The 26,429-nt window shown below is 69.2% G+C and carries 24 protein-coding genes; 23 read left to right on the plus strand and 1 reads right to left on the minus strand.

All coding sequences use genetic code 11. The features are described 5' to 3' along the window. Positions 1–82: 82 nt before the first annotated feature. The 23 genes from ABZ098_RS10340 (at position 83) to ABZ098_RS10450 (ending at position 24,556) form a co-directional block, all read left to right on the plus strand. A complete protein-coding gene (locus ABZ098_RS10340; protein WP_356589144.1) occupies positions 83–1,375 on the plus strand; it encodes a homoserine dehydrogenase in 1,293 nt (430 codons plus the stop codon). Positions 1,376–1,381: 6 nt separating this feature from the next. Then, complete coding sequence (thrC, locus tag ABZ098_RS10345; protein ID WP_356589146.1) at positions 1,382–2,440, plus strand: threonine synthase; 1,059 nt, start codon at positions 1,382–1,384, stop codon at positions 2,438–2,440. Between the two features lie 263 nt (positions 2,441–2,703). Further along, positions 2,704–3,633 (plus strand): homoserine kinase, encoded by a 930-nt coding sequence (gene thrB, locus ABZ098_RS10350; protein ID WP_356589148.1) that lies wholly within the window; start codon positions 2,704–2,706, stop codon positions 3,631–3,633. A 408-nt stretch (positions 3,634–4,041) separates the two neighbouring features. Beyond that, positions 4,042–6,072 carry a transcription termination factor Rho gene (gene rho / locus ABZ098_RS10355; protein WP_356589150.1) on the plus strand — a complete coding sequence of 677 codons (2,031 nt, stop codon included), beginning with the start codon at positions 4,042–4,044 and terminating at the stop codon, positions 6,070–6,072. Between the two features lie 132 nt (positions 6,073–6,204). Beyond that, on the plus strand, positions 6,205–8,001 hold the full coding sequence (locus tag ABZ098_RS10360; protein WP_356589409.1) for a trypsin-like serine protease: 1,797 nt from the start codon (positions 6,205–6,207) through the stop codon (positions 7,999–8,001). 207 nt (positions 8,002–8,208) lie between these two features. Further along, entirely contained in the window at positions 8,209–9,315 is a 1,107-nt protein-coding gene (locus ABZ098_RS10365) for an LCP family protein (RefSeq protein WP_356589152.1), read from the plus strand. A 139-nt stretch (positions 9,316–9,454) separates the two neighbouring features. Next, positions 9,455–9,673, plus strand: coding sequence for a 50S ribosomal protein L31 (gene rpmE, locus ABZ098_RS10370; protein WP_356589154.1), 219 nt, complete (start codon positions 9,455–9,457; stop codon positions 9,671–9,673). Positions 9,674–9,776: 103 nt separating this feature from the next. Next, positions 9,777–10,853, plus strand: a complete 1,077-nt coding sequence (gene prfA, locus ABZ098_RS10375; protein WP_356589156.1) for a peptide chain release factor 1 — start codon at positions 9,777–9,779, stop codon at positions 10,851–10,853. Positions 10,854–10,894: 41 nt separating this feature from the next. Beyond that, complete coding sequence (prmC, locus tag ABZ098_RS10380) at positions 10,895–11,740, plus strand: peptide chain release factor N(5)-glutamine methyltransferase (protein ID WP_356589158.1); 846 nt, start codon at positions 10,895–10,897, stop codon at positions 11,738–11,740. Positions 11,741–11,792: 52 nt separating this feature from the next. Then, positions 11,793–12,440, plus strand: a complete 648-nt coding sequence (locus ABZ098_RS10385) for an L-threonylcarbamoyladenylate synthase (protein WP_356589160.1) — start codon at positions 11,793–11,795, stop codon at positions 12,438–12,440. Continuing rightward, positions 12,437–13,108 carry a protein-tyrosine-phosphatase gene (locus ABZ098_RS10390; protein ID WP_356589162.1) on the plus strand — a complete coding sequence of 224 codons (672 nt, stop codon included), beginning with the start codon at positions 12,437–12,439 and terminating at the stop codon, positions 13,106–13,108. Before ABZ098_RS10385 ends, ABZ098_RS10390 begins: the two co-directional genes overlap by 4 nt. 112 nt (positions 13,109–13,220) lie before the next feature. Then, positions 13,221–14,462, plus strand: coding sequence for a serine hydroxymethyltransferase (gene glyA / locus ABZ098_RS10395; RefSeq protein WP_356589164.1), 1,242 nt, complete (start codon positions 13,221–13,223; stop codon positions 14,460–14,462). 129 nt (positions 14,463–14,591) lie between these two features. Continuing rightward, positions 14,592–15,899 carry an MraY family glycosyltransferase gene (locus tag ABZ098_RS10400; RefSeq protein ID WP_356589166.1) on the plus strand — a complete coding sequence of 436 codons (1,308 nt, stop codon included), beginning with the start codon at positions 14,592–14,594 and terminating at the stop codon, positions 15,897–15,899. 307 nt (positions 15,900–16,206) lie between these two features. Further along, positions 16,207–16,620: a hypothetical protein gene (locus ABZ098_RS10405; protein WP_356589168.1), complete on the plus strand. Its 414-nt coding sequence runs from the start codon at positions 16,207–16,209 to the stop codon at positions 16,618–16,620. A 225-nt stretch (positions 16,621–16,845) separates the two neighbouring features. Then, positions 16,846–17,676: a F0F1 ATP synthase subunit A gene (gene atpB, locus ABZ098_RS10410; protein WP_356589170.1), complete on the plus strand. Its 831-nt coding sequence runs from the start codon at positions 16,846–16,848 to the stop codon at positions 17,674–17,676. Between the two features lie 74 nt (positions 17,677–17,750). After that, positions 17,751–17,975 carry an ATP synthase F0 subunit C gene (gene atpE, locus ABZ098_RS10415; protein WP_030545783.1) on the plus strand — a complete coding sequence of 75 codons (225 nt, stop codon included), beginning with the start codon at positions 17,751–17,753 and terminating at the stop codon, positions 17,973–17,975. A gap of 42 nt (positions 17,976–18,017) precedes the next feature. After that, positions 18,018–18,557, plus strand: a complete 540-nt coding sequence (locus ABZ098_RS10420; RefSeq protein WP_356589172.1) for a F0F1 ATP synthase subunit B — start codon at positions 18,018–18,020, stop codon at positions 18,555–18,557. Beyond that, entirely contained in the window at positions 18,554–19,369 is an 816-nt protein-coding gene (locus ABZ098_RS10425) for a F0F1 ATP synthase subunit delta (protein WP_356589174.1), read from the plus strand. The genes ABZ098_RS10420 and ABZ098_RS10425 overlap by 4 nt, the downstream gene beginning before the upstream one ends. Positions 19,370–19,494: 125 nt before the next feature. Beyond that, entirely contained in the window at positions 19,495–21,084 is a 1,590-nt protein-coding gene (atpA, locus tag ABZ098_RS10430) for a F0F1 ATP synthase subunit alpha (protein ID WP_125189021.1), read from the plus strand. A 21-nt stretch (positions 21,085–21,105) separates the two neighbouring features. Then, positions 21,106–22,023, plus strand: a complete 918-nt coding sequence (locus ABZ098_RS10435; protein WP_356589176.1) for a F0F1 ATP synthase subunit gamma — start codon at positions 21,106–21,108, stop codon at positions 22,021–22,023. Further along, positions 22,023–23,459, plus strand: a complete 1,437-nt coding sequence (atpD, locus tag ABZ098_RS10440; RefSeq protein ID WP_356589178.1) for a F0F1 ATP synthase subunit beta — start codon at positions 22,023–22,025, stop codon at positions 23,457–23,459. Before ABZ098_RS10435 ends, atpD begins: the two co-directional genes overlap by 1 nt. Positions 23,460–23,592: 133 nt before the next feature. Beyond that, the gene (locus ABZ098_RS10445; RefSeq protein ID WP_007384727.1) at positions 23,593–23,967 is read left to right on the plus strand and encodes a F0F1 ATP synthase subunit epsilon; all 375 of its coding nucleotides are present in this window, start codon (positions 23,593–23,595) and stop codon (positions 23,965–23,967) included. A gap of 142 nt (positions 23,968–24,109) precedes the next feature. Beyond that, the gene (locus ABZ098_RS10450) at positions 24,110–24,556 is read left to right on the plus strand and encodes a DUF2550 domain-containing protein (protein ID WP_037721461.1); all 447 of its coding nucleotides are present in this window, start codon (positions 24,110–24,112) and stop codon (positions 24,554–24,556) included. A gap of 17 nt (positions 24,557–24,573) precedes the next feature. Here ABZ098_RS10450 and ABZ098_RS10455 read toward each other — a convergent pair whose 3' ends face one another. Beyond that, positions 24,574–26,400: a glycoside hydrolase family 18 chitinase gene (locus ABZ098_RS10455; protein ID WP_356589181.1), complete on the minus strand. Its 1,827-nt coding sequence runs from the start codon at positions 26,398–26,400 to the stop codon at positions 24,574–24,576. Between the last annotated feature and the right edge of the window lie 29 nt (positions 26,401–26,429).

Here is a 26,429-nt window from a genome sequence, read left to right on the forward strand (position 1 = left end):
CATCATCCGGACGAGGGGCAGAAACTCCCGTCCGGTGAGTGAGACTGGACCCACCGTAGACGGTATGAGGAAACGAGGTCGGATGATGCGTACGCGTCCGCTGAAGGTGGCGCTGCTGGGCTGTGGAGTGGTCGGCTCAGAGGTGGCGCGCATCATGACGACGCACGCCGACGACCTCGCCGCCCGGATCGGCGCCCCCGTCGAGCTCGCGGGGGTCGCGGTACGGCGTCCCTCCAAGGTCCGTGAGGGCATCCCGCAGGAACTCGTCACCACCGACGCCACCGCCCTCGTCAAACGCGGCGACATCGACGTGGTCGTGGAGGTCATCGGGGGGATCGAGCCCGCCCGTTCCCTCATCACCACCGCCTTCGAGCACGGCGCCTCCGTCGTCTCCGCGAACAAGGCCCTCCTCGCCCAGGACGGGGCCGCCCTGCACGCGGCGGCCCTGAAGGCCGACAAGGACCTCTACTACGAGGCCGCCGTCGCCGGTGCCATCCCGCTGATCCGCCCGCTGCGCGAGTCCCTCGCCGGCGACAAGGTCAACCGGGTGCTCGGGATCGTCAACGGGACCACCAACTTCATCCTCGACAAGATGGACAGCACCGGGGCCGGCTATCAGGAGGCCCTCGACGAGGCCACCGCCCTCGGGTACGCGGAGGCCGACCCGACCGCCGACGTCGAGGGGTTCGACGCCGCCGCCAAGGCCGCCATCCTCGCCGGTATCGCCTTCCACACGCGTGTGCGTCTCGACGACGTCTACCGCGAGGGCATGACCGAGGTCACCGCCGCCGACTTCGCCTCCGCGAAGAACATGGGCTGCACGATCAAGCTGCTCGCCATCTGCGAGCGCGCCGAGGACGGCCGGTCCGTCACCGCGCGCGTGCACCCCGCGATGATCCCGCTCAGCCACCCGCTGGCCTCCGTGCGCGGCGCCTACAACGCCGTGTTCGTCGAGTCCGACGCCTCAGGCCAGCTGATGTTCTACGGCCCGGGCGCGGGCGGTGCCCCCACCGCCTCCGCCGTCCTCGGCGACCTGGTCGCCGTCTGCCGCAACCGGCTCAGCGGCACGACCGGGCCCGGTGAGTCCGCTTACGCCGCCCTGACCGTCTCGGGCATGGGCGAGGTCGTCACGCGCTACCACATCAGCCTGGACGTGGCCGACAAACCGGGTGTTCTCGCCCAGGTCGCCACCGTGTTCGCCGAGCACGGGGTGTCCATCGATACCGTTCGGCAGCAGGGGAAGGACGGCGAGGCGTCTCTCGTCGTCGTCACGCACCGCGCGTCGGACGCCGCCCTGGGCGGAACCGTCGAGGCGTTGCGCAAGCTCGACACCGTGCGGGGTGTCGCCAGCATCATGCGGGTTGAAGGAGAGTAACCAGCAATGACCCACCAGTGGCGCGGAATCATCGAGGAGTACCGGGACCGGCTGCCCGTCTCCGACACCACGCCGGTCGTGACGCTCCGCGAGGGCGGTACGCCCCTCGTGCCCGCGCAGGTGCTCTCCGAGCGCACCGGGTGCGAGGTCCACCTCAAGGTGGAGGGCGCCAACCCCACCGGGTCCTTCAAGGACCGCGGTATGACCATGGCCATCACGCGGGCCAAGGAGGAGGGCGCCAAGGCGGTCATCTGCGCCTCCACCGGCAACACGTCGGCCTCCGCCGCCGCCTACGCCGTACGCGCGGGCATGGTCTCCGCCGTGCTCGTCCCGCAGGGCAAGATCGCGCTCGGCAAGATGGGCCAGGCGCTCATCCACGGGGCGAAGATCCTCCAGGTCGACGGGAACTTCGACGACTGCCTCACCCTGGCCCGCGCACTGAGCGACAACTACCCGGTGGCGCTGGTCAATTCGGTCAACCCGGTGCGCATCGAGGGTCAGAAGACCGCCGCCTTCGAGATCGTGGACATGCTCGGCGACGCGCCCGACATCCACGTCCTGCCGGTCGGCAACGCCGGCAACATCACGGCGTACTGGAAGGGCTACAAGGAGTACGCCGCCGACGGTGTGGCCGCCAGGACGCCCCGGATGTGGGGCTTCCAGGCCTCCGGCAGTGCCCCGATCGTGCGCGGCGAGGTCGTCAAGGACCCCTCGACCATCGCCACCGCCATCCGCATCGGCAACCCCGCCTCCTGGCAGTTCGCGCTCGCGGCGAAGGAGGAGTCCGGCGGGTTCATCGACGAGGTGACGGACCGTGAGATCCTGCGCGCCTACCGGCTGTTGGCCGCTCAGGAGGGCGTCTTCGTGGAGCCCGCCTCCGCCGCCTCGGTGGCCGGTCTGCTGAAGGCGGCCGAGCAGGGCAAGGTCGACCCGGGACAGCGCATCGTCTGCACCGTCACCGGCAACGGCCTCAAGGACCCCGACTGGGCCGTCGCGGGCGCCCCGCAGCCCGTCACCGTCCCGGTCGACGCGGCGACGGCGGCCGAGCGTCTCGGGCTCGCCTGAGACCAGGCCCGACCGGGCCCGCGCCGGCGCCCGAGCAGGGAATCCCCAACAGGGGTGCACAGGGGGCTTACGACACGCATCGTGCGCCTCCTGTGCGCCCTATGTCGCCACAGAACCTTCCTTCGATAGGCTGTACCGAACCCGCCCGCTGCATATGCCCTCGCGTACAGCGGGGTGCCGCGTCGTCTCCGCGGTCGGCAGGGTCTTCGTTCGTCATCGAATGTCATTCGACAATCACGCAGCTCAAGGAGAGTCATCGAGAGATGGCCGGTCCCGCCTTCCGCGCCGCCGCCGTCCGGGTGCGCGTCCCCGCCACCAGCGCCAACCTCGGCCCGGGCTTCGACGCCCTGGGCCTCTCGCTGGGGCTCTACGACGACGTCGTCGTCCGGGTGGCCGACTCAGGGCTGCACATCGACATCGCGGGGGAGGGGAGCGAGACGCTCCCGCGTGACGAAAAGCACCTTCTCGTACGCTCCCTGCGCACCGCCTTCGACCTGCTGGGCGGCCAGCCGCGCGGCCTGGAGATCGTCTGCGCCAACCGCATCCCGCACGGCCGCGGCCTCGGCTCCTCCTCGGCCGCCATCTGCGCCGGAATCGTCGCCGCGCGTGCCGTGACCATAGGCGGCGAGGCCCGGCTCGACGACACCGCGCTCCTGGAGCTCGCCACCGAGATCGAGGGCCACCCCGACAACGTGGCCCCCTGCCTGCTCGGCGGCTTCACGATCGCCTGGATGGAGGCCGGTGCCGCCCGGGCGATCAGGCTGGAGCCGCACGATTCCATCGTTCCGGTGGTTTTCGTGCCCGGGAAGCCCGTCCTGACCGAGACGGCGCGCGGACTGCTCCCGCGCACCGTGCCGCACGTCGACGCCGCCGCCAACGCCGGCCGTGCCGCGCTGCTCGTCGAGGCCCTCACCAGGCGCCCCGAGCTGCTGCTGCCGGCCACCGAGGACCGTCTCCACCAGGAGTACCGCGCTCCCGCCATGCCGGAGAGCGCCGCACTGGTGGAGCGGCTGCGGGCCGACGGAGTCCCGGCAGTCATCTCAGGGGCGGGACCCACCGTGCTCGCGCTGGTCGACACGGACAGCGCCGACAAGGTGGCACATCTGGCGGGCGAGGGCTGGGCCGCCAACCGGCTGGAACTCGACGCCCAGGGGGCCTGTGTGCTCCCGCTCGCGGCCGCCAGTGACATCTGAGATCCGGCGTGTGCCGGATTTCGAGAGGGGGAATGTTTGTTGGATCCGGTAGTGTTAATCTCAAGTCTGCACCCGACCCCACCATGGCGAGGTGCTTCACGTCCCCGTCCGGGACAGACATTCTTCCGGGAGCCTCCCAAGCCGCACTGCGTTCCGTACGACGTACATGGGCAGTACCTCGTACGCGAGCACTGAGCGACTTGCCGGGCACGCTCCGGAACCGGTGTGACCAAGCCACGTGACACGGACACTCAGTGCCACGGCTCTCGGAAGCGCCGTCACCACATTCCTCCGCCGTTCAGGCGGACCACCGCCCCGGCACGGTCCACAAGGATGGGACCGACGTCGGACAGCACAAACGGTCGCCGAGCCAGACAGGCCGACGTCCGCTCCAGGGAAGGACCCTTCGTGAGCGACACCACCGATCTGATGGGCGCACGTGTCGAGGAGACCGCTGCCGCGCCCTCCACGGACGCCTCCGCGCCTGCCACCGGTGCCGGCTCCCGGCGGCGCCGCGGTACCGGCCTCGACGGCATGGTGCTGGCCGAGCTGCAGCAGGTCGCATCGGGCCTCGGTATCAAGGGCACCGCGCGTATGCGCAAGAGCCAGTTGATCGAGGTCATCAAGGAGGCGCAGGCCGGGGGAGGTGCCGCGGCTCCCAAGGCTGCTTCCTCGCCCGCCGGCGACGCCGCCGAGACCAAGCCGAAGCGCCGCGCCACCTCCAAGGCTCGTACGGGCGACGCCGCCGAGAAGAAGGCGACGGCCGACAGTGAGGCCCCCGCCGAGAAGGCCGTGGCCCAGCAGCAGATCGAGATTCCCGGCCAGCCCGCCGCCGAGCGGGGCGGGGACGACGCTCCCGTCGAGCGCCGCCGTCGCCGCGCCACTGCCGAGGCGGGCGCCCCCGCGGGCAGCCCCGAGACCGTCGTGGCCGAGGCGAAGAACGAGCCCAAGGCCGAGACGCCCGCGCAGCAGCAGCCGCAGGGCGACGCCGGTGACGGCGAGGGCCGTGGCCGCCGCGACCGCCGTGACCGCGGCCGTGACCGCGGGGAGCGTGGCGACCGCGGTGACCGTGGTCGCAAGAGCGACGACCAGCAGGGCCAGGGCGGTCAGCGCCAGCAGAGCCAGCAGCAGGGCGGCGGCCGTCCGGACCGTCAGGACCGTCAGCAGCGCGACAACGGCCCGCAGGACGACGACGACTTCGAGGGCGGCCGCCGCGGCCGCCGGGGCCGTTACCGGGACCGTCGCGGCCGTCGTGGCCGTGACGAGATGGGCGGCCCCGAGCCGCAGATCAACGAGGACGACGTCCTGATCCCGGTCGCCGGCATCCTGGACATCCTCGACAACTACGCCTTCATCCGCACGTCGGGCTACCTGCCCGGGCCGAACGACGTGTACGTCTCCCTCGCCCAGGTCCGCAAGAACGGCCTGCGCAAGGGCGACCACATCACCGGCGCGGTCCGTCAGCCCAAGGAAGGCGAGCGGCGCGAGAAGTTCAACGCGCTGGTCCGCCTTGACTCCGTCAACGGCATGGCGCCCGAACACGGCCGTGGCCGCCCGGAGTTCAACAAGCTCACCCCGCTGTACCCGCAGGACCGCCTCCGCCTGGAGACGGACCCCGGCGTCCTCACCACCCGCATCATCGACCTCGTCGCGCCGATCGGTAAGGGCCAGCGTGGTCTGATCGTGGCCCCGCCGAAGACCGGCAAGACCATGATCATGCAGGCGATCGCCAACGCGATCACGCACAACAACCCCGAGTGCCACCTGATGGTCGTCCTGGTCGACGAGCGTCCGGAAGAGGTCACCGACATGCAGCGGTCGGTCAAGGGCGAGGTCATCTCCTCGACCTTCGACCGCCCGGCCGAGGACCACACCACGGTCGCCGAGCTCGCCATCGAGCGTGCCAAGCGTCTGGTGGAGCTGGGCCACGACGTGGTCGTGCTGCTCGACTCGATCACGCGTCTGGGCCGTGCGTACAACCTCGCGGCGCCCGCCTCCGGCCGCATCCTGTCCGGTGGTGTCGACTCGACCGCCCTGTACCCGCCGAAGCGCTTCTTCGGTGCGGCCCGCAACATCGAGGACGGCGGCTCGCTGACCATCCTCGCCACCGCCCTGGTGGACACCGGGTCCCGCATGGACGAGGTCATCTTCGAGGAGTTCAAGGGCACGGGCAACGCCGAGCTCAAGCTCGACCGCAAGCTCGCCGACAAGCGGATCTTCCCCGCGGTGGACGTCGACGCGTCCGGCACCCGTAAGGAAGAGATCCTGCTCGCCCCCGACGAGCTCGGGATCGTCTGGAAGCTGCGCCGGGTGCTGCACGCCCTCGACCAGCAGCAGGCGGTCGAACTGCTCCTCGACAAGATGAAGCAGACGAAGTCGAACGCCGAGTTCCTGATGCAGATCCAGAAGACGACGCCGACGCCGGGCAACGGCGACTGACGTCCAGCGCTCGCGAAGAGGGCCGCCCCCCGTCACCGGGGGGCGGCCCTCTTTGGTTTACGATCACGCTTTCGGTCGAATTTTCGATCTCTGAGCTTCTGATCCCTAGGGGGGACTTGCATGGGCATATCCATGTCCGGAGGCGCCGGGCGTCTCAGACGCCGCGTTCGGACCGCTCTGCCCGTCGCCGCGGCCGCCGCGCTCCTGGCGACGTCCGCGAACGCCGCCACCGTCGAGCCCGGGCCGCGGGCCACGGCCCCGGCCGCCGCCGCGTCCACGCCCTCGCAGGCCGAGCTGAAGCAGCGGATCGCCCACGCGGCCGCGGTCGTCGACACCTCCCGCACCGAGACCCGGACGCCGACGAGCGGCGGCACCGTCGACTCCACCGTCTCGCCCATGATCATCGGCGGAACGACGACCACCATCAGCTCCGCCCCCTGGATGACCCAGCTCTGGTACGTCGACGACAAGGGCACCACGGACACCCGCGACGACACCGGTTTCTTCTGCGGCGGCGCGGTCGTCGCGCCGACGAAGATCCTCACCGCCGCGCACTGCGTCAAGGGCGCCAACTGGGCCAAGGGCGGCTCCGTGGTGACCGGGGCCACCCAGCTGCTCTCCGAGGACGGCGACCTGCACGGCGGCACCGCCACGGCTGTCCTGCGGCAGTGGAACCACCCCTTGTACAACGAGGACACCATCGACAACGACATCGCGGTCCTGACCCTGGCGAACCCCGTCAAGGCCACCCCGATCCGCATGACGACGTCCACGGACACCGCCTCGTACGACCCCTCGACGACCGGCGCCAAGACCGCCAAGGTCTACGGCTGGGGACGTACCAGCTCCACCAGCCAGGCCATCTCCGAGACGCTGAAGACGGCCACGCTGCCCATCAAGTCGGACACGACCTGCGCCGCGGCCTACGGCTCCTGGTTCATCAAGGGGCACATGACCTGCGCAGGCCCGCCCGCCAGCGGCCGCGACTCCGGTACGACCGCCATCTGCAGCGGTGACTCCGGCGGCCCCCTCGTCGTGAACGGCCGGATCGTCGGCGTCGTCTCCTGGAACGTCACCGACTGCGTCGCCAAGGGCGCCTACAGCGTCTTCACGAAGGTCAGCAAGTACGTCGGCGCCGCCTACCCGCGCGTCGACGACAGCAACCTGAACCTCGACCACAAGGCCGACCTGTGGGTGCGCAAGTCCTCCGACAAGGTGGGCTACGAGCTGGACTCCAAGGGCACGACCCTCGGCACCCGGCGGCAGTCCTCGGTCGACGCGAGCGGGTGGAACCTCGTCCGGCAGACCGACCTCGACCGGGACGGCCACCAGGACCTCATGTACCGCGTCTCCGCCACCGGCGACGTCTACTGGCTGCGCGGTCTGTCCACACCCGGCACCTGGGCCGCCCCCAAGAAGGTCTTCACCGACTGGCGGACCCGCACCCGGATCGTCACCCCCGGCGACGTCACCGGCGACTACAAGCCCGACCTGCTCTCGGTCGACTCCGCGGGCGTCCTGTGGATCTACCCGGGCAAGGGCGACGGCGGCTTCGCGGCCCGGGTCAGGGTCGGCGGCGGCTGGAGCCAGTACAACCAGCTGCTCGGCCACGGCGACCTCACCGGCGACGGCAAGGCGGACGTGCTCGCCCGCAACAAGAGCACCGGCGACCTCTACCTGTACAAGGGCACCGGCAAGTCCGGCACGGGCGTCTTCGCGGCCCGCGTCAAGGTGCGCACGAACTGGAGCGGCTACAACGCCTTCGCCGCCGTCGGCGACATCACCGGCGACGGCAGGGCCGACCTGCTGGCCCGTACCGCGGGCGGCACGCTCTACCTGTACAAGGGCACCGGCAAGGCGACGAGCGAGATCTTTGCCACAAGGATCACCGTTGGTACCGGTTTCCAGCAGTACGACATCTTTGGCTGAAACCGCTGGTGAACGGGGCTCGCCCCGAGTCTCCTGTCACGTGCTGTGACCGCTGCTTCACGTGGTGGTCACAGCACGTTGTGCAACCCTTTCTCGAGTTTCGCCGTCTGACCAGGCGGAGCGACCATGGTGCGGTACGGGTCTTCAAGTGACCACGTCTGACCCTGAAAACAGGGGGTAACCGACCGGACGAGATTCGAGGAGCACATGTCAGCCGAGAGCACGCCGATACCCGGGAGTCCGGGTGGCAAGGGACGCCGCCGAAAGCCCCGCAGCAAGGGCAGCAAGGGCCTGCTGATCACGGCCTGGGTCGCCGCGGGGATCGTCGTGGTGGGCGGCACCGGCGCCGGCTACGTGTACTTCAAGCTCAACGGCAACCTCAAGAGCGTCGACATCGACCAGGTCCTCGGCAGCGAGCGCCCCGAGAAGGTCGACAACGGCTCCGAGAACATCCTCGTCCTGGGCTCGGACACCCGCTCCGGCTCCAACAAGGAGCTCGGCGGCGGCACCGACGACGGCAGCGCCCGCTCCGACACCGCGATGATCATCCACGTGTACGAGGGCCACAAGAAGGCCACCGTGGTCTCCATCCCGCGCGACACCCTGATCGATCGCCCGGAGTGCACCGACACCGACGGCAAGGAGCACGACGCCGCGTCCGACGTCATGTTCAACACCGCGTACACGACCGGCGGCGCGGCCTGTGCCGTCAAGACCGTCGAGACCATGACCGACATCCGCATGGACCACTACCTGGAGGTCGACTTCAGCGGCTTCGAGAAGCTGGTCGACGAACTCGGCGGGGTCACGGTCACCACGACCAGGAACATCAAGGACACCGACAGCCACCTGGACCTCAAGGCCGGCACGCACGAGCTGACCGGCGCCCAGGCCCTCGGTCTCGTCCGCACCCGGCACGGCGTCGGCGACGGCTCCGACCTCGGGCGTATCCAGCTCCAGCAGGCCTTCATCAAGGCACTGGTCAAGCAGGTCAAGAGCGTCGGCGTGCTGACCAACCCCAAGAAGCTGTACGACCTCGCCGACACCGCCACCAAGGCCGTCACCACCGACTCCGACCTCGGCTCGGTCAACTCCCTGGTCTCCTTCGCGAGCGGCCTCAAGGGCATCAGCCCCTCGGACATGACCATGGTCACCATGCCGGTCCGCTACGACCCGGCGAACCCGAACCGCGTGCTCGTGCAGGAGACCAAGGCCCAGCAGATCTGGACGGCCCTGGAGAACGACCGGGCGATCCCGAGGTCGGCCACGGAAGGCACCGCGACGGGCCAGGCCAAGGGCGTCGTGACCTCCTGAGGCTCCTGAGGAATAGATCGCGGCCACCCCTCGTTTTGGGGGATGCGGCCAGTGCTGGCAGACTGGTACGTCGGCCCCGGTTCACGCCCCCGCAGCCCGCGGACGGCGACCCGGCGCCCTCCCGAAACTAGGAGACACCTTGAAGCGCGACATCCACCCCGAGTACGTCGAGACGCAGGTCAGCTGCACCTGTGGCGCGTCGTTCACCACCCGCAGCACGATCTCCAGCGGCTCCATCCGTGCCGAGGTCTGCTCCGAGTGCCACCCGTTCTACACGGGCAAGCAGAAGATCCTCGACACCGGTGGCCGTGTGGCCCGCTTCGAGGCCCGCTTCGGCAAGGCTGCTGCCAAGAAGTAGCGAGCCACCAGCGCCGGTCCACGCCGCACTCCTCGGAGTGCGCCGGGACCGGCGTTTTTGGTCGCCCGCCCGCCCTCTTTCTTACGCAGTTCAGGAGCCCAAGATGTTCGAGGCCGTCGAGGAACTCGTCGGTGAGCACGCCGACCTGGAGAAGAAGCTCGCCGACCCGTCGGTCCACTCCGACCAGGCCAACGCGCGCAAGCTGAACAAGCGCTACGCCGAGCTCACCCCGATCGTCGCCACGTACCGCTCCTGGAAGCAGACCGGCGACGACATCGAGACCGCGCGCGAACTGGGCGCCGACGACCCGGAGTTCGCCGCCGAGGTCAAGGAGCTGGAGAAGGCCCGCGACGAGCTGACGGAGAAGCTGCGGCTGCTCCTCGTCCCGCGCGACCCCAGCGACGACAAGGACGTCATCCTCGAGATCAAGGCGGGCGCGGGCGGCGACGAGTCCGCGCTGTTCGCCGGCGACCTGCTGCGCATGTACCTGCGCTACGCCGAGCGGGTCGGCTGGAAGACCGAGATCATCGACGCCACCGAGTCCGAGCTGGGCGGCTACAAGGACGTCCAGGTCGCGGTGAAGACCAAGGGCGGCAACGGCGCCACCGAGCCCGGCCAGGGTGTCTGGGCCCGTCTGAAGTACGAGGGCGGTGTGCACCGGGTGCAGCGCGTCCCGGCGACCGAGTCCCAGGGCCGTATCCACACCTCCGCGGCCGGCGTGCTGGTCACGCCCGAGGCGGAGGAGGTCGACGTCGAGATCAACCCCAACGACCTGCGCATCGACGTCTACCGCTCCTCGGGGCCCGGCGGGCAGTCCGTCAACACGACCGACTCCGCCGTGCGCATCACGCACATCCCCACCGGAGTCGTCGCCTCCTGCCAGAACGAGAAGAGCCAGTTGCAGAACAAGGAGCAGGCCTTGCGTATCCTGCGCTCCAGGCTGCTCGCGGCGGCGCAGGAGGAGGCGGAGAGGAACGCCGCCGACGCCCGGCGCAGCCAGGTCCGCACCGTCGACCGCTCCGAGAAGATCCGCACGTACAACTACCCGGAGAACCGCATCTCGGACCACCGCGTCGGCTTCAAGTCGTACAACCTGGACCAGGTCCTGGACGGCGACCTCGACGCGGTGATCCAGGCCTGCGTCGACGCGGACTCGGCAGCGAAGCTGGCAGCCGCCTGACAGGCACGTACGCACGACCGAGTACGACACGGAGGACTTGCGTGAACCTGCTGCTCGCAGAGGTGGCCCAGGCCACCCAGCGGCTGGCCGACGCCGGCGTGCCCTCGCCGCGCAACGACGCGGAGGAGCTCGCCGCGTTCGTGCACGGCGTGAAGCGGGGCGAGCTGCACTCCGTGAAGGACGCGGACTTCGACGCCCGCTACTGGGAGACCATCGCGCGCCGTGAGCAGCGCGAGCCGCTCCAGCACATCACCGGCCTCGCCTACTTCCGCTACCTCGAACTCCAGGTGGGCCCCGGGGTGTTCGTGCCGCGCCCCGAGACCGAGTCCGTGGTCGGGTGGGCCATAGACGCCGTCCGCGCGATGGACGTCGTCGAGCCGTGCATCGTCGACCTGTGCACCGGCTCCGGCGCCATCGCGCTCGCCCTCGCCCAGGAGGTCCCGCGCTCCCGCGTGCACGCCGTGGAGCTGTCCGAGGAAGCGCTCCGGTGGACCCGTAAGAACGTCGAGGGCTCCCGCGTCGACCTGCGTCAGGGCAACGCCCTGGACGCCTTCCCCGACCTCGACGGCCATGTCGACCTCGTCATCTCCAACCCGCCCTACATCCCGCTCACCGAGTGGGAGTACGTCGCCCCCGAGGCGCGGGACTACGACCCCGAACTCGCCCTGTTCTCCGGCGAGGACGGCCTCGACCTCATCCGCGGTCTGGAACGGACCGCACACCGGCTCCTGCGCCCCGGCGGTGTCGTCGTCATCGAGCACGCCGACACCCAGGGCGGCCAGGTGCCGTGGATCTTCACCGAGGAGCGGGGCTGGGCCGACGCGGCCGACCACCCCGACCTCAACAACCGCCCCCGGTTCGCCACCGCCCGCAAGGCGATGCCGTGAGCCACTTCCCCAAGACTTCAGTGCAGTACGTGTACGAGGAGGCCCGCTAGATATGGCACGGCGATACGACACCAACGACGCGACCGACCGCACGACCGGTCTGCGCGAAGCCGCGTCCGCCGTCCGCCGTGGCGAGCTCGTGGTCCTCCCGACCGACACGGTGTACGGCATCGGCGCCGACGCGTTCTCCTCCGAGGCCGTCCAGGACCTCCTGGAGGCCAAGGGCCGCGGCCGCAACATGCCCACCCCCGTGCTGATCGGCTCCCCGAACACCCTCCACGGTCTCGTCACCGACTTCTCCGAGCTGGCCTGGGAACTCGTCGACGCCTTCTGGCCGGGCGCGCTCACGCTCGTCGCCAAGCACCAGCCGTCCCTGCAGTGGGACCTGGGCGACACGAGGGGCACGGTGGCCGTCCGGATGCCGCTGCACCCCGTCGCCATCGAGCTGCTGACCGAGGTCGGCCCCATGGCGGTCTCCTCCGCCAACCTGACCGGTCACCCGTCGCCGGAGACCTGCGACGCCGCGCAGGAGATGCTCGGCGACTCGGTCTCCGTCTACCTCGACGGCGGCCCGACCCCCGGCAACGTCCCCTCCTCCATCGTCGACGTCACCCGCGAGGTGCCCCTGCTGCTGCGCGCGGGCGCGATCTCCGCGGACGAGCTCAGGAAGGTCGTACCCGACCTCGAGGTGGCGAATTGACGGCCCCTGACGCGGGGCGTGGCATATGGGACGGGGAAGAGACGCGGACCTTCACAGGGCTCCCGCATGACAGCTTCCGCATCCTCCATGTCAGCACCGGCAACGTCTGCCGCTCGCCGATCACCGAGCGGCTGACCCGGCATGCCCTGGCGGACCGGCTCGGCGACCCGCTGTGGGGCGGTCTGGTCGTGGAGAGCGCGGGGACCTGGGGCCACGAGGGCGCGCCCATGGAGGCCAACGCGGAGACCGTCCTCGCCGAGTTCGGCGCGGACCCCTCCGGCTTCACCGGACGGGAACTGCTGGACGAGCACGTGATCATGGCGGACCTGGTCCTGACCGCCACCCGCGACCACCGCCAGCAGGTGATCTCCATGGGCCACTCGGCGGGCCTGCGCACCTTCACCCTGAAGGAGTTCACCCGTCTGGTGAAGGCGATAGACCCGGCGACCCTGCCGCCCCTGGAGGACGGCCTGGTGACCCGCGCACGCGCCCTGGTCCGCGCGGCAGCTGCTCTACGCGGGTGGCTCCTGGCCCCGACCGCCGAGGCCGACGAGGTCTTCGACCCGTACGGAGCACCGCTGACCTTCTTCCGCTCGATCGGGGACGAGATACACGAGGCGCTGGATCCGGTGGTGACGGCGCTGACGGGGGTTCCCGCGCGCACCTGACGCAGGCGGCACCGCGCTCACCGGTGCACCCGCAAGGACGTGACGACCGGGCACCCCACCCGCCCCGGGCCTACATTGGACGTACGTCACCGTCGACGCCCCGGAGCCCACCATGTCGGTCACCCATGCGCCCCAGACCGCCGACCTCCTCGCACGGCAGGACCCCGAGCTGGCCGAGATCCTGGTCGGGGAGCTCGACCGGCAGTCGTCGACGCTCCAGTTGATCGCGGCCGAGAACTTCTGCTCGCCGGCCGTGCTGGCCGCGCTCGGCTCCCCGCTGGCCAACAAGTACGCCGAGGGCTATCCGGGCGCCCGTCACCACGGCGGCTGCGAGATCGTCGACGTCGCCGAGCGGCTCGCCGTGGAGCGCGCGAAGGCACTCTTCGGCGCCGAACACGCCAACGTGCAGTCCCACTCCGGCTCTTCGGCGGTCCTCGCCGCCTACGCCGCGCTGCTGCGCCCCGGCGACACCGTCCTCGCCCTCGGCCTGCCCTACGGCGGCCACCTCACCCACGGCTCGCCCGCCAACTTCTCGGGCCGCTGGTTCGACTTCGTCCCCTACGGCGTCGACGCCGAGACCGGGCTCATCGACCACGACCAGGTCCGCACGCTGGCCCTGAGCCACCGGCCCAAGGCCATCGTCTGCGGCTCCATCGCCTACCCGCGGCACATCGACTACGCCTACTTCCGCGAGGTCGCCGACGAGGTGGGCGCGTACCTCATCGCCGACGCGGCCCACCCCATCGGGCTCGTCGCCGGGGGAGCGGCGCCCAGTCCGGTGCCGTACGCCGACGTCGTCTGCGCCACCACGCACAAGGTGCTGCGGGGCCCCCGCGGCGGGATGATCCTCTGCGGGAGCGAACTGGCCGAGCGGGTCGACCGGGCCGTCTTCCCCTTCACGCAGGGCGGCGCGCAGATGCACACCATCGCCGCGAAGGCGGTCGCGTTCGGCGAGGCGGCGTCACCGGCGTTCAGCGCGTACGCCCATCAGGTGGTCGCGAACGCGCGGGTCCTGGCGGCCCGACTGGCCGACGAGGGGCTCGTGGTGACCACCGGCGGGACCGACACCCACCTCGTGACGGCCGATCCGGCGCCGCTCGGCGTCGACGGGCGCACGGCCAGGGGACGGCTCGCGGCCGCCGGGATGGTGCTCGACTGCTGTGCGCTGCCTCACGCGGACGCCCGCGGACTGCGCCTCGGCACCGCCGCCGTCACCACCCAGGGCATGGCCGAGAAGGAGATGTCGAGGATCGCCGCCCTGATCGCGGGGGTGGTGCGCGGCGAGGTCGAGGGCGTACGGGCACGTGAAGAAGTGCGGGACCTGGTCGGCGGATTTCCGCCGTATCCGGCCTGAGCGGGGGTATCCGCACCTGCGTGCACAGCCGCACGTGCAACCATCGGCTCTACCCGGAAGTCCACAACCATATGCGTGCGTCGCTAGGGTGTGGGGCTGAGATGGCCAGCGAGACCTGTGGGGAAGCCTGTGCGTGAATACCTGCTGACGCTCTGCATCACGGCCGCGGTGACGTATCTGCTGACAGGGCCGGTACGGAAGTTCGCGATCGTGGCCGGAGCGATGCCGGAGATCCGGGCCCGTGACGTGCACCGGGAACCGACTCCGCGGCTCGGCGGTATCGCCATGTTCTTCGGACTGTGCGCGGGCCTGCTGGTCGCCGACCACCTGACCAACCTCAGCGAGGTCTTCGAGAAGTCGAACGAACCGCGCGCGCTGCTCTCCGGCGCCGCGCTGATCTGGCTGATCGGCGTCCTGGACGACAAGTTCGAGATCGACGCCCTGATCAAGCTGGGCGGCCAGATGATCGCCGCGGGCGTGATGGTCATGCAGGGTCTGACGATCCTGTGGCTGCCCATCCCCAGCGTCGGCTCGGTCGCACTGACCCAGTGGCAGGGCACCCTGCTGACGGTCGCGCTCGTCGTCATCACCATCAACGCGGTGAACTTCGTCGACGGCCTCGACGGTCTCGCGGCCGGCATGGTCTGCATCGCGGCGGCGGCGTTCTTCCTGTACGCCTACCGGATCTGGTACTCGTACGGCATCGAGGCGGCCGCCCCGGCGACGCTCTTCTCGGCGATCCTGATGGGCATGTGCATCGGCTTCCTGCCGCACAACATGCACCCTGCGCGGATCTTCATGGGCGACTCCGGCTCGATGCTCATCGGGCTGGTGCTGGCCGCGGGCGCGATCTCCATCACCGGGCAGATCGACCCGGACGCCCTGAAGCTGTTCGCCGGATCGGAGAAGGCGGCCGTGCACCAGACGGTCCCCGTCTACATCCCGCTGCTGCTGCCGCTGACCATCATCGCGGTGCCGGCCGCCGACCTGATCTCGGCGATCGTGCGCCGCACCTGGCGCGGTCAGTCGCCGTTCGCCGCCGACCGCGGGCATCTGCACCACCGGCTCCTGGAGATCGGCCACTCGCACAGCCGCGCGGTGTGGATCATGTACTTCTGGTCCGCGCTGATCGCGTTCGGCTCGCTCGCCTACTCGGTGAACTCCGCGTCCATGTGGATCGTGCTCGGCGTCGTGTTCCTCAGCGCGATCGGTCTGGTGCTGCTCCTGCTGCCGCGCTTCACCCCGCGCGCCCCGATGTGGGCCCAGCACATCGTGCCGCCGCGCTACCGCCGCCGCCGGCGGGACGTGGTCGCCGAGGCCGCGGAGGTGGAGCAGCGGGCTCCGGTCGCCGTGGGAGTGGCGGGTGTCAACGGCGCGACCGCGCTGAGCGCTCGTACGCACGTCCCCGAGAGGCCCAAGGCCGAGACGTCGCGCTGACGCTCAAGGTAAGAATCTGACTAAAGCATTGCCAACGCGTGGGAGTTCCCCGGGGCGACAAATCGCCCTTATATCAGACAACTCGGCCGCGTTTCTGCACAGACGCGCAGCTTCACTCTCATGTGTGACACCTGGCACACCTTCTAGGTAAAGACCGCATCAAATAGTTTGTGATACGGTTCACGAGAACCCGGGACAGAGCCGAAGGACCCTAGTGCGACGGTCCCTTGGCGTGAGGGTCACTCTCAGCCCGGGACTACGCTCGTCCATGACGACACACCCCCCCTTTGAAAGCGGAGTTGCCGCCATGCCGTCCAACGACGTCCGGATCCTGGCTCAGGCCGCCGTGCCCACGGCTGCCGTCGGCGCGGTCGCCGCCGTCGTCAGCGGCTTGGTCGTCGGTGGCAAGGGTGCGATCGGGTCGGCCGTCGCGACGGTGATCGTGATCCTGTTCATGGGTCTCGGTCTGTACATCCTGCAGCGCACTGCCAAATCGCTTCCGCACCTGTTCCAGGCGATGGGCCTCATGCTGTACGCGGCGCAGATCCTGCTGCTGTTCGTCTTCTTGGCCGCGTTCAAGAACACCACGCTCTTCCACCCCAAGGCCTTCGCGTTCACGCTGGTCGCCGGCACCCTCGCGTGGATCGCCGCGCAGACCCGTGCGCACATGAAGTCCAAGATCCTTTACGTCGAGCCCGACAAGACGGGGCACTCGTCGTGAGGGGTAGGGCCGGGATAAAGGGGTGTGAGATCTCCTGCTATCGTCCGGTGCCAACTGCGGCATCGCGGGCGCGGGCATCCGAGCTGACGCCTGCTCGAACGCGAGGCTCGATGCCCCACAGCCGCCCCCACATCCGTAACACCAGTCCAGTGCCGAACCGCGGCTGTGCGCCGCGCCGACACAACGAGGTTGCCGTACCTATGCGCCACGCTGAAGGAGCCCGCGGTGAGTGCTGACCCGACGCAGGTGCTCGCCTTCGAGACCGACTGCCATCTCTTCGACGGGTGTGGCTTCGACAAGGTTTCCCCGGGCCTGCACTCGTTCCTGTTCGAACCGCTCATGGGTGACGCGGACGGCAACGGCTTCTACTTCAACAAGCCGATGCTCCTCGCCCTGCTGGGTTCCATCATCGTGGTCGGCTTCTTCTGGACCGCGTTCCGCAGGCCGAGCGTCGTCCCCGGCAAGCTCCAGATGGTCGCCGAGGCCGGCTACGACTTCGTACGCCGCGGCATCGTCTACGAGACGATCGGAAAGAAGGAAGGCGAGAAGTACGTCCCGCTCGTCGTCTCGCTGTTCTTCTTCGTGTGGATGATGAACCTCTGGTCGGTCATCCCGGTCGCCCAGTTCCCGGTGACGTCGATCATCGCCTACCCGGCCGTCCTGGCCCTGATCGTCTACGTCTTGTGGGTCTCGTTGACCTTCAAGCGGCACGGTTTCGTGGGTGCCTGGAAGAACATCACCGGCTACGACAAGTCGCTCGGCGCGGTGCTGCCGCTGGCCATGACCATCGAGTTCTTCTCGAACCTGATCGTCCGCCCGTTCACCCACGCCGTCCGACTCTTCGCGAACATGTTCGCCGGTCACACACTGCTGGTGCTCTTCACCGTCGCCAGCTGGTACATGCTGAACGGCATCGGCATCGCCTACGCCGGTGTCTCGTTCGTGATGACCATCGTCATGACCGCTTTCGAGCTCTTCATCCAGGCTGTCCAGGCGTACGTCTTCGTCCTGCTGACCTGCTCCTACATCCAGGGCGCGCTCGCCGAGCACCACTGAGCTCCCCGGTTACCCACCCCCTAGCCGTCCGGTGGCCAACCCCCACCGGTCCGTACAGAGAAGGAAGAACTGGCATGTCCCAGACCCTTGCTGCCGTCGAAGGTTCCCTCAGCTCCGTCGGTTACGGCCTGGCGGCCATTGGCCCCGGCGTCGGCGTCGGCATCATCTTCGGCAACGGCACCCAGGCCCTCGCCCGCCAGCCCGAGGCTGCCGGTCTGATCCGCGCCAACCAGATCCTGGGCTTCGCCTTCTGTGAGGCGCTCGCCCTCATCGGTCTGGTCATGCCGTTCGTCTACTAAGACGAACCTGACGACCAGCCGTATTCGACGAAAGGCACTGATGTGAACCTCCTGGTTCTGGCGGCCGAGAAGGAGAACCCTCTCGTTCCGCCGTGGCCCGAGCTTGTCATCGGCCTGATCGCCTTCGTCATCGTCTTCGGCTTCCTCGCCAAGAAGCTCCTCCCGAACATCAACAAGGTTCTGGAAGAGCGTCGCGAGGCCATCGAGGGCGGTATCGAGAAGGCCGAGGCCGCGCAGACCGAGGCCCAGAGCGTCCTCGAGCAGTACAAGGCCCAGCTCGCCGAGGCCCGCCACGAGGCCGCGCGCCTGCGCCAGGAGGCTCAGGAGCAGGGCGCCACGCTCATCGCCGAGATGCGCGCGGAAGGCCAGCGGCAGCGCGAGGAGATCGTCGCCGCCGGTCACGCGCAGATCGAGGCGGACCGCAAGGCCGCGTCCTCCGCGCTTCGCCAGGACGTCGGCAAGCTCGCCACCGACCTGGCCGGCAAGCTCGTCGGCGAGTCCCTCGAGGACCACGCCCGGCAGAGCCGCGTGATCGACCGCTTCCTCGACGACCTCGAGGAGAAGGCCGAGGCCGCGCGATGAACGGAGCGAGCCGCGAGGCCCTGGCAGCCGCACGCGAGCGTCTCGACGCGCTGACGGACAACACGTCCGTGGACGCCGGCTCGCTCGCCGACGAGCTGGCCGCCGTCACCGCGCTGCTCGACCGCGAGGTGTCGCTGCGTCGGGTCCTGACCGACCCGGCGCAGGCCGGCGAGGCCAAGGCCGAACTGGCCCAGCGCCTGATCGGCACCCAGGTCGGCGGCCCCGCCACGGACCTGGTGTCCGGCATGGTGCGCTCCCGCTGGTCGCGCTCGCGCGATCTGGTGGACGCGCTGGAGGAGCTGGCCGACGCCGCCGACCTCACCGCCGCGCAGCAGCGGGGCACGCTCGACAACGTCGAGGACGAGCTGTTCCGGTTCGGCCGGATCGTCGCCTCGAACACCGAGCTGCGCGCCGCGCTGACCGACCGCGCCGCCACGGCCGCGGCCAAGCGCGAGCTGCTCCGCAGCCTGCTCGGTGGCCGCGCCGAAGCGACGACCGAGCGTCTGGTGACGCGCCTTGTGGCCGCGCCCCGGGGACGTAGCCTGGAGTCGGGACTCGAGTCCCTGTCCAAGCTCGCCGCCGATCGCCGAAACCGCATGGTGGCCGTCGTCACCTCGGCGGTTCCGCTGAGCGACCAGCAGAAGCAGCGTCTGGGCGGTGCCCTGGCGAAGCTCTACGGCCGTCAGATGCACCTCAACCTCGACGTGGACCCCGAGGTCCTCGGCGGGATCCGGGTGCAGGTCGGCGACGAGGTCATCAACGGCTCGATCGCGGACCGCATCGAGGACGCCGGCCGCCGCCTGGCGGGCTAGCAGCAACTTCATAGCAGTACCTACGGACGACGGCCCTGGTTGGGCCGTACATGAAGAATCCTGGGGGTCGCCCCCAGACCCCCAAAGTGAAACTTCGGGCCCAACAAGGAGAGCAGGGAACCCAGATGGCGGAGCTCACGATCCGGCCGGAGGAGATCCGGGACGCGCTGGAGAACTTCGTCCAGTCGTACAAGCCGGACGCGGCCTCGCGCGAGGAGGTCGGTACGGTCACCCTTGCCGGCGACGGCATCGCGAAGGTCGAGGGTCTGCCCTCGGCCATGGCCAACGAACTGCTGAAGTTCGAGGACGGCACCCTCGGCCTCGCGCTCAACCTGGAAGAGCGCGAGATCGGCGCCATCGTCCTCGGTGAGTTCAGCGGCATCGAGGAGGGTCAGCCGGTCTCCCGTACCGGTGAGGTCCTCTCCGTGGCCGTCGGCGAGGGCTACCTCGGCCGCGTCGTCGACCCGCTCGGCAACCCGATCGACGGCCTCGGCGAGATCGAGACCAGCGGTCGCCGCGCCCTTGAGCTGCAGGCTCCGGGCGTCATGGCCCGTAAGTCGGTGCACGAGCCGATGGAGACCGGCTACAAGGCCGTCGACGCGATGACCCCGATCGGCCGTGGCCAGCGTCAGCTGATCATCGGTGACCGTCAGACCGGCAAGACCGCCCTGGCCGTCGACACGATCATCAACCAGCGTGACAACTGGCGCTCCGGCGACCCGAAGAAGCAGGTCCGCTGCGTCTACGTCGCCATCGGCCAGAAGGGCTCGACCATCGCCTCCGTGCGTGGCGCCCTCGAAGAGGCCGGCGCGCTGGAGTACACGACCATCGTCGCCGCCCCCGCGTCCGACCCGGCCGGCTTCAAGTACCTGGCGCCGTACACCGGTTCGGCCATCGGCCAGCAGTGGATGTACGAGGGCAAGCACGTCCTCATCATCTTCGACGACCTCTCGAAGCAGGCCGACGCCTACCGCGCCGTGTCCCTGCTGCTGCGCCGCCCGCCGGGGCGCGAGGCCTACCCGGGTGACGTCTTCTACCTGCACTCCCGTCTGCTGGAGCGCTGCGCGAAGCTCTCCGACGAGATGGGCGCGGGCTCGATGACCGGTCTCCCGATCGTCGAGACCAAGGCCAACGACGTCTCGGCGTTCATCCCGACCAACGTCATCTCCATCACCGACGGCCAGTGCTTCCTGGAGTCGGACCTGTTCAACGCCGGTCAGCGCCCCGCGCTGAACGTCGGTATCTCCGTCTCCCGAGTCGGTGGTTCCGCGCAGCACAAGGCGATGAAGCAGGTCTCCGGTCGTCTGCGCGTGGACCTCGCCCAGTTCCGTGAGCTGGAGGCGTTCGCCGCCTTCGGTTCCGACCTGGACGCCGCGTCGAAGGCGCAGCTGGAGCGCGGCCAGCGCATGGTCGAGCTGCTGAAGCAGGCCCAGTACCAGCCGATGGCGACCGAGGACCAGGTCGTCTCCGTCTGGGCCGGCACCACCGGCAAGATGGACGACGTCCCGGTCAACGACATCCGCCGCTTCGAGAAGGAGCTCCTGGAGTACCTGCACCGCAAGGAGCAGGGCCTCATGACCTCCATCAAGGAGGGCGGCAAGATGTCGGACGACACCCTCACCGCTGTTGCCGACGCGATCGCCGACTTCAAGAAGCAGTTCGAGACCTCGGACGGCAAGCTTCTCGGCGAGGACGCCCCGGCCGCGGCCAAGTGACGTAAGGAAGGGACCTGACTCATGGGAGCCCAGCTCCGGGTCTACAAGCGTCGCATCCGATCCGTCACCGCGACCAAGAAGATCACCAAGGCGATGGAGATGATCGCCGCCTCGCGCGTCATCAAGGCGCAGCGCAAGGTGGCGGCCTCCACGCCCTACGCGACCGAGCTCACCCGCGCGGTCACGGCGGTCGGCACCGGTTCGAACACCAGGCACCCGCTGACCACGCAGGCCGAGACGGTCACGCGGTCCGCGGTGCTGCTCCTGACGAGCGACCGCGGTCTCGCGGGCGCCTTCAACTCCAACGCCATCAAGCAGGCGGAGCGGCTCACCGAGCGGCTGGAGCGCGAGGGCCAGGAGGTCGAGATCTACATCGTCGGCCGCCGCGGTGTCGCGCACTTCAACTTCCGTGAGCGCAAGATCGCTCAGTCGTGGAGCGGCTTCACCGACGAGCCCACGTACGCGGACGCCAAGAAGGTCGCGGCCCCGCTGATCGAGGCCATCGAGAAGGACACGGCCGACGGTGGCGTGGACGAACTCCACATCGTCTTCACCGAGTTCGTCTCGATGATGACGCAGACGGCGCTCGACGACCGTCTGCTGCCGCTCAGCCTCGAAGAGGTGGCGAAGGAGTCGAAGCCGCAGGGCGAGATCCTTCCGCTCTACGACTTCGAGCCCTCGGCGGAGGACGTCCTCGACGCCCTGCTGCCGCGCTACGTGGAGAGCCGCATCTACAACGCGCTGCTCCAGTCGGCCGCCTCCAAGCACGCCGCCACGCGGCGCGCGATGAAGTCGGCCACCGACAACGCGGGAGAGCTCATCACCACGCTCTCCCGACTTGCCAACGCGGCCCGCCAGGCCGAAATCACCCAGGAAATCAGCGAGATCGTCGGTGGCTCCGCAGCCCTGGCCGACGCGTCCGCGGGGAGTGACAGGTAATGACGACGACAGTTGAGACGGCCGTTGCCACGGGCCGCGTCGCCCGGGTCATCGGCCCGGTCGTCGACGTGGAGTTCCCCGTCGACGCGATGCCGGAGATCTACAACGCCCTTCACGTCGAGGTGGCCGACCCGGCCAAGGACGGCGAGAAGAAGACGCTGACCCTGGAGGTCGCCCAGCACCTGGGTGACGGCCTGGTCCGCACCATCTCCATGCAGCCCACCGACGGTCTGGTCCGCCAGGCCGCCGTCACCGACACCGGCACGGGCATCACCGTCCCGGTCGGCGACTTCACCAAGGGCAAGGTGTTCAACACCCTCGGTGAGGTGCTGAACGTCGACGAGCAGTACGAGGGCGAGCGCTGGTCCATCCACCGCAAGGCCCCGAACTTCGACGAGCTCGAGTCGAAGACCGAGATGTTCGAGACCGGCGTCAAGGTCATCGACCTTCTCACCCCGTACGTCAAGGGTGGAAAGATCGGTCTGTTCGGTGGTGCCGGCGTCGGCAAGACGGTGCTCATCCAGGAGATGATCTACCGCGTCGCCAACAACCACGACGGTGTCTCCGTGTTCGCCGGTGTCGGTGAGCGCACCCGTGAGGGCAACGACCTCATCGAGGAGATGTCCGACTCGGGCGTCATCGACAAGACCGCGCTGGTCTTCGGCCAGATGGACGAGCCCCCGGGCACCCGTCTGCGCGTGGCCCTCGCCGGTCTGACCATGGCGGAGTACTTCCGCGATGTGCAGAAGCAGGACGTGCTGTTCTTCATCGACAACATCTTCCGCTTCACGCAGGCCGGTTCCGAGGTCTCGACCCTGCTCGGCCGCATGCCCTCCGCAGTGGGCTACCAGCCGAACCTGGCCGACGAGATGGGTCTCCTCCAGGAGCGCATCACCTCGACCCGTGGTCACTCGATCACCTCGATGCAGGCGATCTACGTCCCCGCGGACGACCTGACCGACCCGGCCCCGGCCACCACCTTCGCCCACCTCGACGCGACGACGGTTCTGTCCCGTCCGATCTCCGAGAAGGGCATCTACCCGGCCGTGGACCCGCTGGACTCCACGTCCCGGATCCTGGACCCGCGCTACATCGCGCAGGACCACTACGAGACCGCCATGCGCGTCAAGGGGATCCTCCAGAAGTACAAGGACCTCCAGGACATCATCGCGATCCTCGGCATCGACGAGCTCAGCGAGGAGGACAAGCTGGTCGTCCAGCGTGCCCGCCGCGTCGAGCGCTTCCTGTCGCAGAACACCCACGTCGCCAAGCAGTTCACCGGCGTCGACGGTTCGGACGTGCCGCTGGACGAGTCGATCACCGCGTTCAACGCGATCTGTGACGGCGAGTTCGACCACTTCCCGGAGCAGGCGTTCTTCATGTGCGGTGGCCTGGAGGACCTCAAGGCCAACGCCAAGGAGCTCGGCGTCTCCTGAACTGCCTGAGTTCTGAGTGAACCCTGTGGTTCACACGTGAGGGGGCGGGGCACGTCCCGCCCCCTCATTCACGCCCACTAGACTTGTAACCAACACCCGGCAGACCCGCCGGGTGGTGACCCGAGGAGCCACCTTGGCTGCTGAGCTGCACGTCGCGCTGGTCGCGGCCGACCGAGAGGTCTGGTCCGGCGAGGCCACCCTGGTCGTCGCGCGCACCACGTCCGGCGACATCGGCGTCATGCCCGGTCACCAGCCGCTGCTCGGTGTGCTGGAGTCGGGCCCGGTGACCATCCGTACGAGCGATGGCGGGACGGTCGTCGCCGCGGTGCACGGCGGTTTCATCTCGTTCGCCGACAACAAGCTGTCGCTGCTGGCCGAGATCGCCGAGCTGTCGGACGAGATCGACGTCCAGCGCGCGGAGCGGGAGCTGGAGCGCGCGAAGGCGGAGGGCGACGCCGCCGCCGAGCGTCGCGCGGACGTACGACTGCGCGCGGCGACTGCGCGCTGAACCAGCGCGGAGCCGTATGACGTCACTCAGCCGCGGCCGGCACCGGAGCGATCCGGAGCCGGTCGCGGCTGAGGCAGATCTGGATGTTTTTTCCGTTCCGTTACCTATTGAAGGTACCTAGGAGACGAGGAGGTCGGTGTCGATGGTCCTCGCTCTGACTGTGTGCGGAATCGTCGTGGCCCTGGTGGTACTGGGGCTTTTCGTCTTCGGCCTGCGCCGCAGGCTCATCCAGCGCTCCGGCGGCACCTTCGACTGTTCCCTGCGCTGGGACGTCCCGGAGAAACCCGACACCAGCGGCAAAGGCTGGAGCTACGGCGTCGCCCGCTACAACGGCGACCGTGTCGAGTGGTACCGCGTCTTCTCCTACGCCTACCGCCCGCGCCGCGTCCTGGAGCGGGCCGCGATCGAGGTCGCCGGCCGCCGTCTCCCCGACGGGGAGGAGGAGATGGCCCTCCTCTCCGACGCCGTGATCCTGACCTGTCTGCACCGGGGAACCCGGCTCGAACTCGCGATGAGCGAAGACGCGCTGACCGGTTTCCTCGCGTGGCTGGAGGCAGCCCCGCCCGGTCAGCGCGTCAATGTCGCCTAGCTCTTTCGGGTGCTTTCCTAGGACAGTCCGCTGTTGATGGCGCTCACCAGCTCGCCGCCCGTGGTGTCGCCGCTGAACTCCCAGAAGAACGCTCCGCCCAGGCCCTGGTTCTTGGCCCACGTCATCTTCCCGGCGATCGTCGCGGGGGTGTCGTAGGACCACCAGTTGGTGCCGCAGTACGCGTACGCCGTGCCGGCGATGGTGCCGGTGGCCGGGCAGGACGTCTTGAGGACCTTGTAGTCCTCGATGCCCGCCTCGTAGGTGCCGGGTGCCGCGCCGGTCGCCGTGCCACCGGGGGCGGCCTGGGTGACGCCGGTCCAGCCGCGGCCGTAGAAGCCGATGCCGAGCAGCAGCTTCTTCGAGGCGACGCCCTTCGACTTCAGCTTGGCTATGGCGTCGGCGGAGTTGAAGCCCGCCTGCGGGATGCCGGAGTACGAGGTCAGCGGCGAGTGCGGGGCGGTCGGGCCCTGCGCGTTGAAGGAGCCGAAGTAGTCGTACGTCATCACGTTGTACCAGTCGACAAAGGCCGAGGCGCCGCCGTAGTCGGCCGCGTCGATCTTGCCGCCGTTGGAGCCGTCGGCCGTGATGGCCGCGGTGACCAGGTAGTTCGAGCCGAACTCGGTGCGCAGCGCGGACATCAGGTTCTTGAAGGCCGCGGCGCCCGAGGTGTCACAGGTCAGACCACAGGCGTTCGGGTACTCCCAGTCGATGTCGATGCCGTCGAAGACATCGGCCCAGCGGGGGTCCTCCACGACCGCCTTGCAGGACTTGGCGAACGCGGCCGGGTTCTGCGCCGCCTGGCCGAAGCCGCCGGAGTAGGTCCAGCCGCCGAAGGAGTACAGCACCTTGATGTGCGGGTACTTGGCCTTCAGCTGGCGCAGCTGGTTGAAGTTGCCGCGCAGCGGCTGGTCCCAGGTGTCGGCGGTGCCGCTGACGGACTGGTCGGCGGTGTAGGCCTTGTCGTAGGCGGCGTAGGTGTCGTCGACGGTGCACTGACCGTTCTTGACGTTGCCGAACGCGTAGTTGATGTGGGTGATCTTCGAGGCGGAGCCCGAGGTCACCAGGTTCTTGACGTGGTAGTTGCGGCCGTAGACGCCCCACTCGGTGAAGTAGCCGAGCTTGACTTTGTCGCCGGTGGGCGGAGGCTCGGTGGTGCCGCCGGTGGTGCGCACCGAGCGGGCGCCGCTGACCGGGCCGGTCTGGTCGGCGGTGTCGCGGGCCTGGACGCTGTAGGAGTAGTCGGTTCCGGCGGTGAGGCCGGAGTCGCTGTACGAGGTCGTCGTCACGGTCGCGACCCTGGTGCCGTCGCGCAGGACGTCGTAGTTCTTGATGCCCTTGTCGTCGGTGGCCGCGCTCCAGGAGAGCTTCACCGAGGTGTTGGTGATGTCGGAGGCGGTGGGAGTGCCCGGGGCGCTCGGCGCGCTGTCGCCGGGGTTCGTGGTGCCGCCGTCACAACTGCCGCCGTTCAGCTTGCAGTTGGCGGGGGAGCCGGAGCCGCTGCCGTTGAAGCCGAAGGAGACGGAGGCGCCGGGGGCGAGGGTGCCGTTCCAGGACTTGTTCTTGGCGGTCCAGTGGGAGCCGGAGGAGGTGACGTCGGCGTCCCAGGCGGAGCTGACGGAGGTGCCGGAGGGGAAGTCCCACTCGACGGTCCAGGAACTGAGGCTGGTGGTACCGGTGTTCTTCACCGTCCACTTGCCTTCGAAGCCGGTGCCCCAGTCCTGGGTCTTGGCGTAGGTCGCGGTGGCGGAGGTCGCGGCCTGGGCGGGGCTCGCGAGGCCGACCAGGCCGGCGAAGGGGAGCAACAGCGTCGCGAACCCTGCCGCGGCTCTGTGTCTGAAGCGCATGGTGCGCCTCCTAGGGGAGTTGGGGGCGT

The sequence above is a fragment of the Streptomyces sp. NPDC006335 genome (assembly GCF_040612795.1).
Classification (GTDB): Bacteria; Actinomycetota; Actinomycetes; order Streptomycetales; family Streptomycetaceae; genus Streptomyces.

Bases quoted from the DNA above. Each gene is read 5' to 3' on its own strand.
- ABZ098_RS10385 (WP_356589160.1), top strand. From the start codon at position 11,793: ATGGCACGGCGATACGACACCAACGACGCGACCGACCGCACGACCGGT.
- ABZ098_RS10435 (WP_356589176.1), top strand. From the start codon at position 21,106: ATGGGAGCCCAGCTCCGGGTCTACAAGCGTCGCATCCGATCCGTCACC.
- atpA (WP_125189021.1), top strand. From the start codon at position 19,495: ATGGCGGAGCTCACGATCCGGCCGGAGGAGATCCGGGACGCGCTGGAG.
- ABZ098_RS10405 (WP_356589168.1), top strand. From the start codon at position 16,207: ATGCCGTCCAACGACGTCCGGATCCTGGCTCAGGCCGCCGTGCCCACG.
- atpE (WP_030545783.1), top strand. From the start codon at position 17,751: ATGTCCCAGACCCTTGCTGCCGTCGAAGGTTCCCTCAGCTCCGTCGGT.
- glyA (WP_356589164.1), top strand. From the start codon at position 13,221: ATGTCGGTCACCCATGCGCCCCAGACCGCCGACCTCCTCGCACGGCAG.
- ABZ098_RS10340 (WP_356589144.1), top strand. From the start codon at position 83: ATGATGCGTACGCGTCCGCTGAAGGTGGCGCTGCTGGGCTGTGGAGTG.
- ABZ098_RS10360 (WP_356589409.1), top strand. From the start codon at position 6,205: ATGTCCGGAGGCGCCGGGCGTCTCAGACGCCGCGTTCGGACCGCTCTG.
- ABZ098_RS10450 (WP_037721461.1), top strand. From the start codon at position 24,110: ATGGTCCTCGCTCTGACTGTGTGCGGAATCGTCGTGGCCCTGGTGGTA.
- ABZ098_RS10425 (WP_356589174.1), top strand. From the start codon at position 18,554: ATGAACGGAGCGAGCCGCGAGGCCCTGGCAGCCGCACGCGAGCGTCTC.
- prfA (WP_356589156.1), top strand. From the start codon at position 9,777: ATGTTCGAGGCCGTCGAGGAACTCGTCGGTGAGCACGCCGACCTGGAG.
- thrB (WP_356589148.1), top strand. From the start codon at position 2,704: ATGGCCGGTCCCGCCTTCCGCGCCGCCGCCGTCCGGGTGCGCGTCCCC.
- ABZ098_RS10365 (WP_356589152.1), top strand. From the start codon at position 8,209: ATGTCAGCCGAGAGCACGCCGATACCCGGGAGTCCGGGTGGCAAGGGA.
- ABZ098_RS10455 (WP_356589181.1), bottom strand. From the start codon at position 26,400: ATGCGCTTCAGACACAGAGCCGCGGCAGGGTTCGCGACGCTGTTGCTC.
- thrC (WP_356589146.1), top strand. From the start codon at position 1,382: ATGACCCACCAGTGGCGCGGAATCATCGAGGAGTACCGGGACCGGCTG.
- atpD (WP_356589178.1), top strand. From the start codon at position 22,023: ATGACGACGACAGTTGAGACGGCCGTTGCCACGGGCCGCGTCGCCCGG.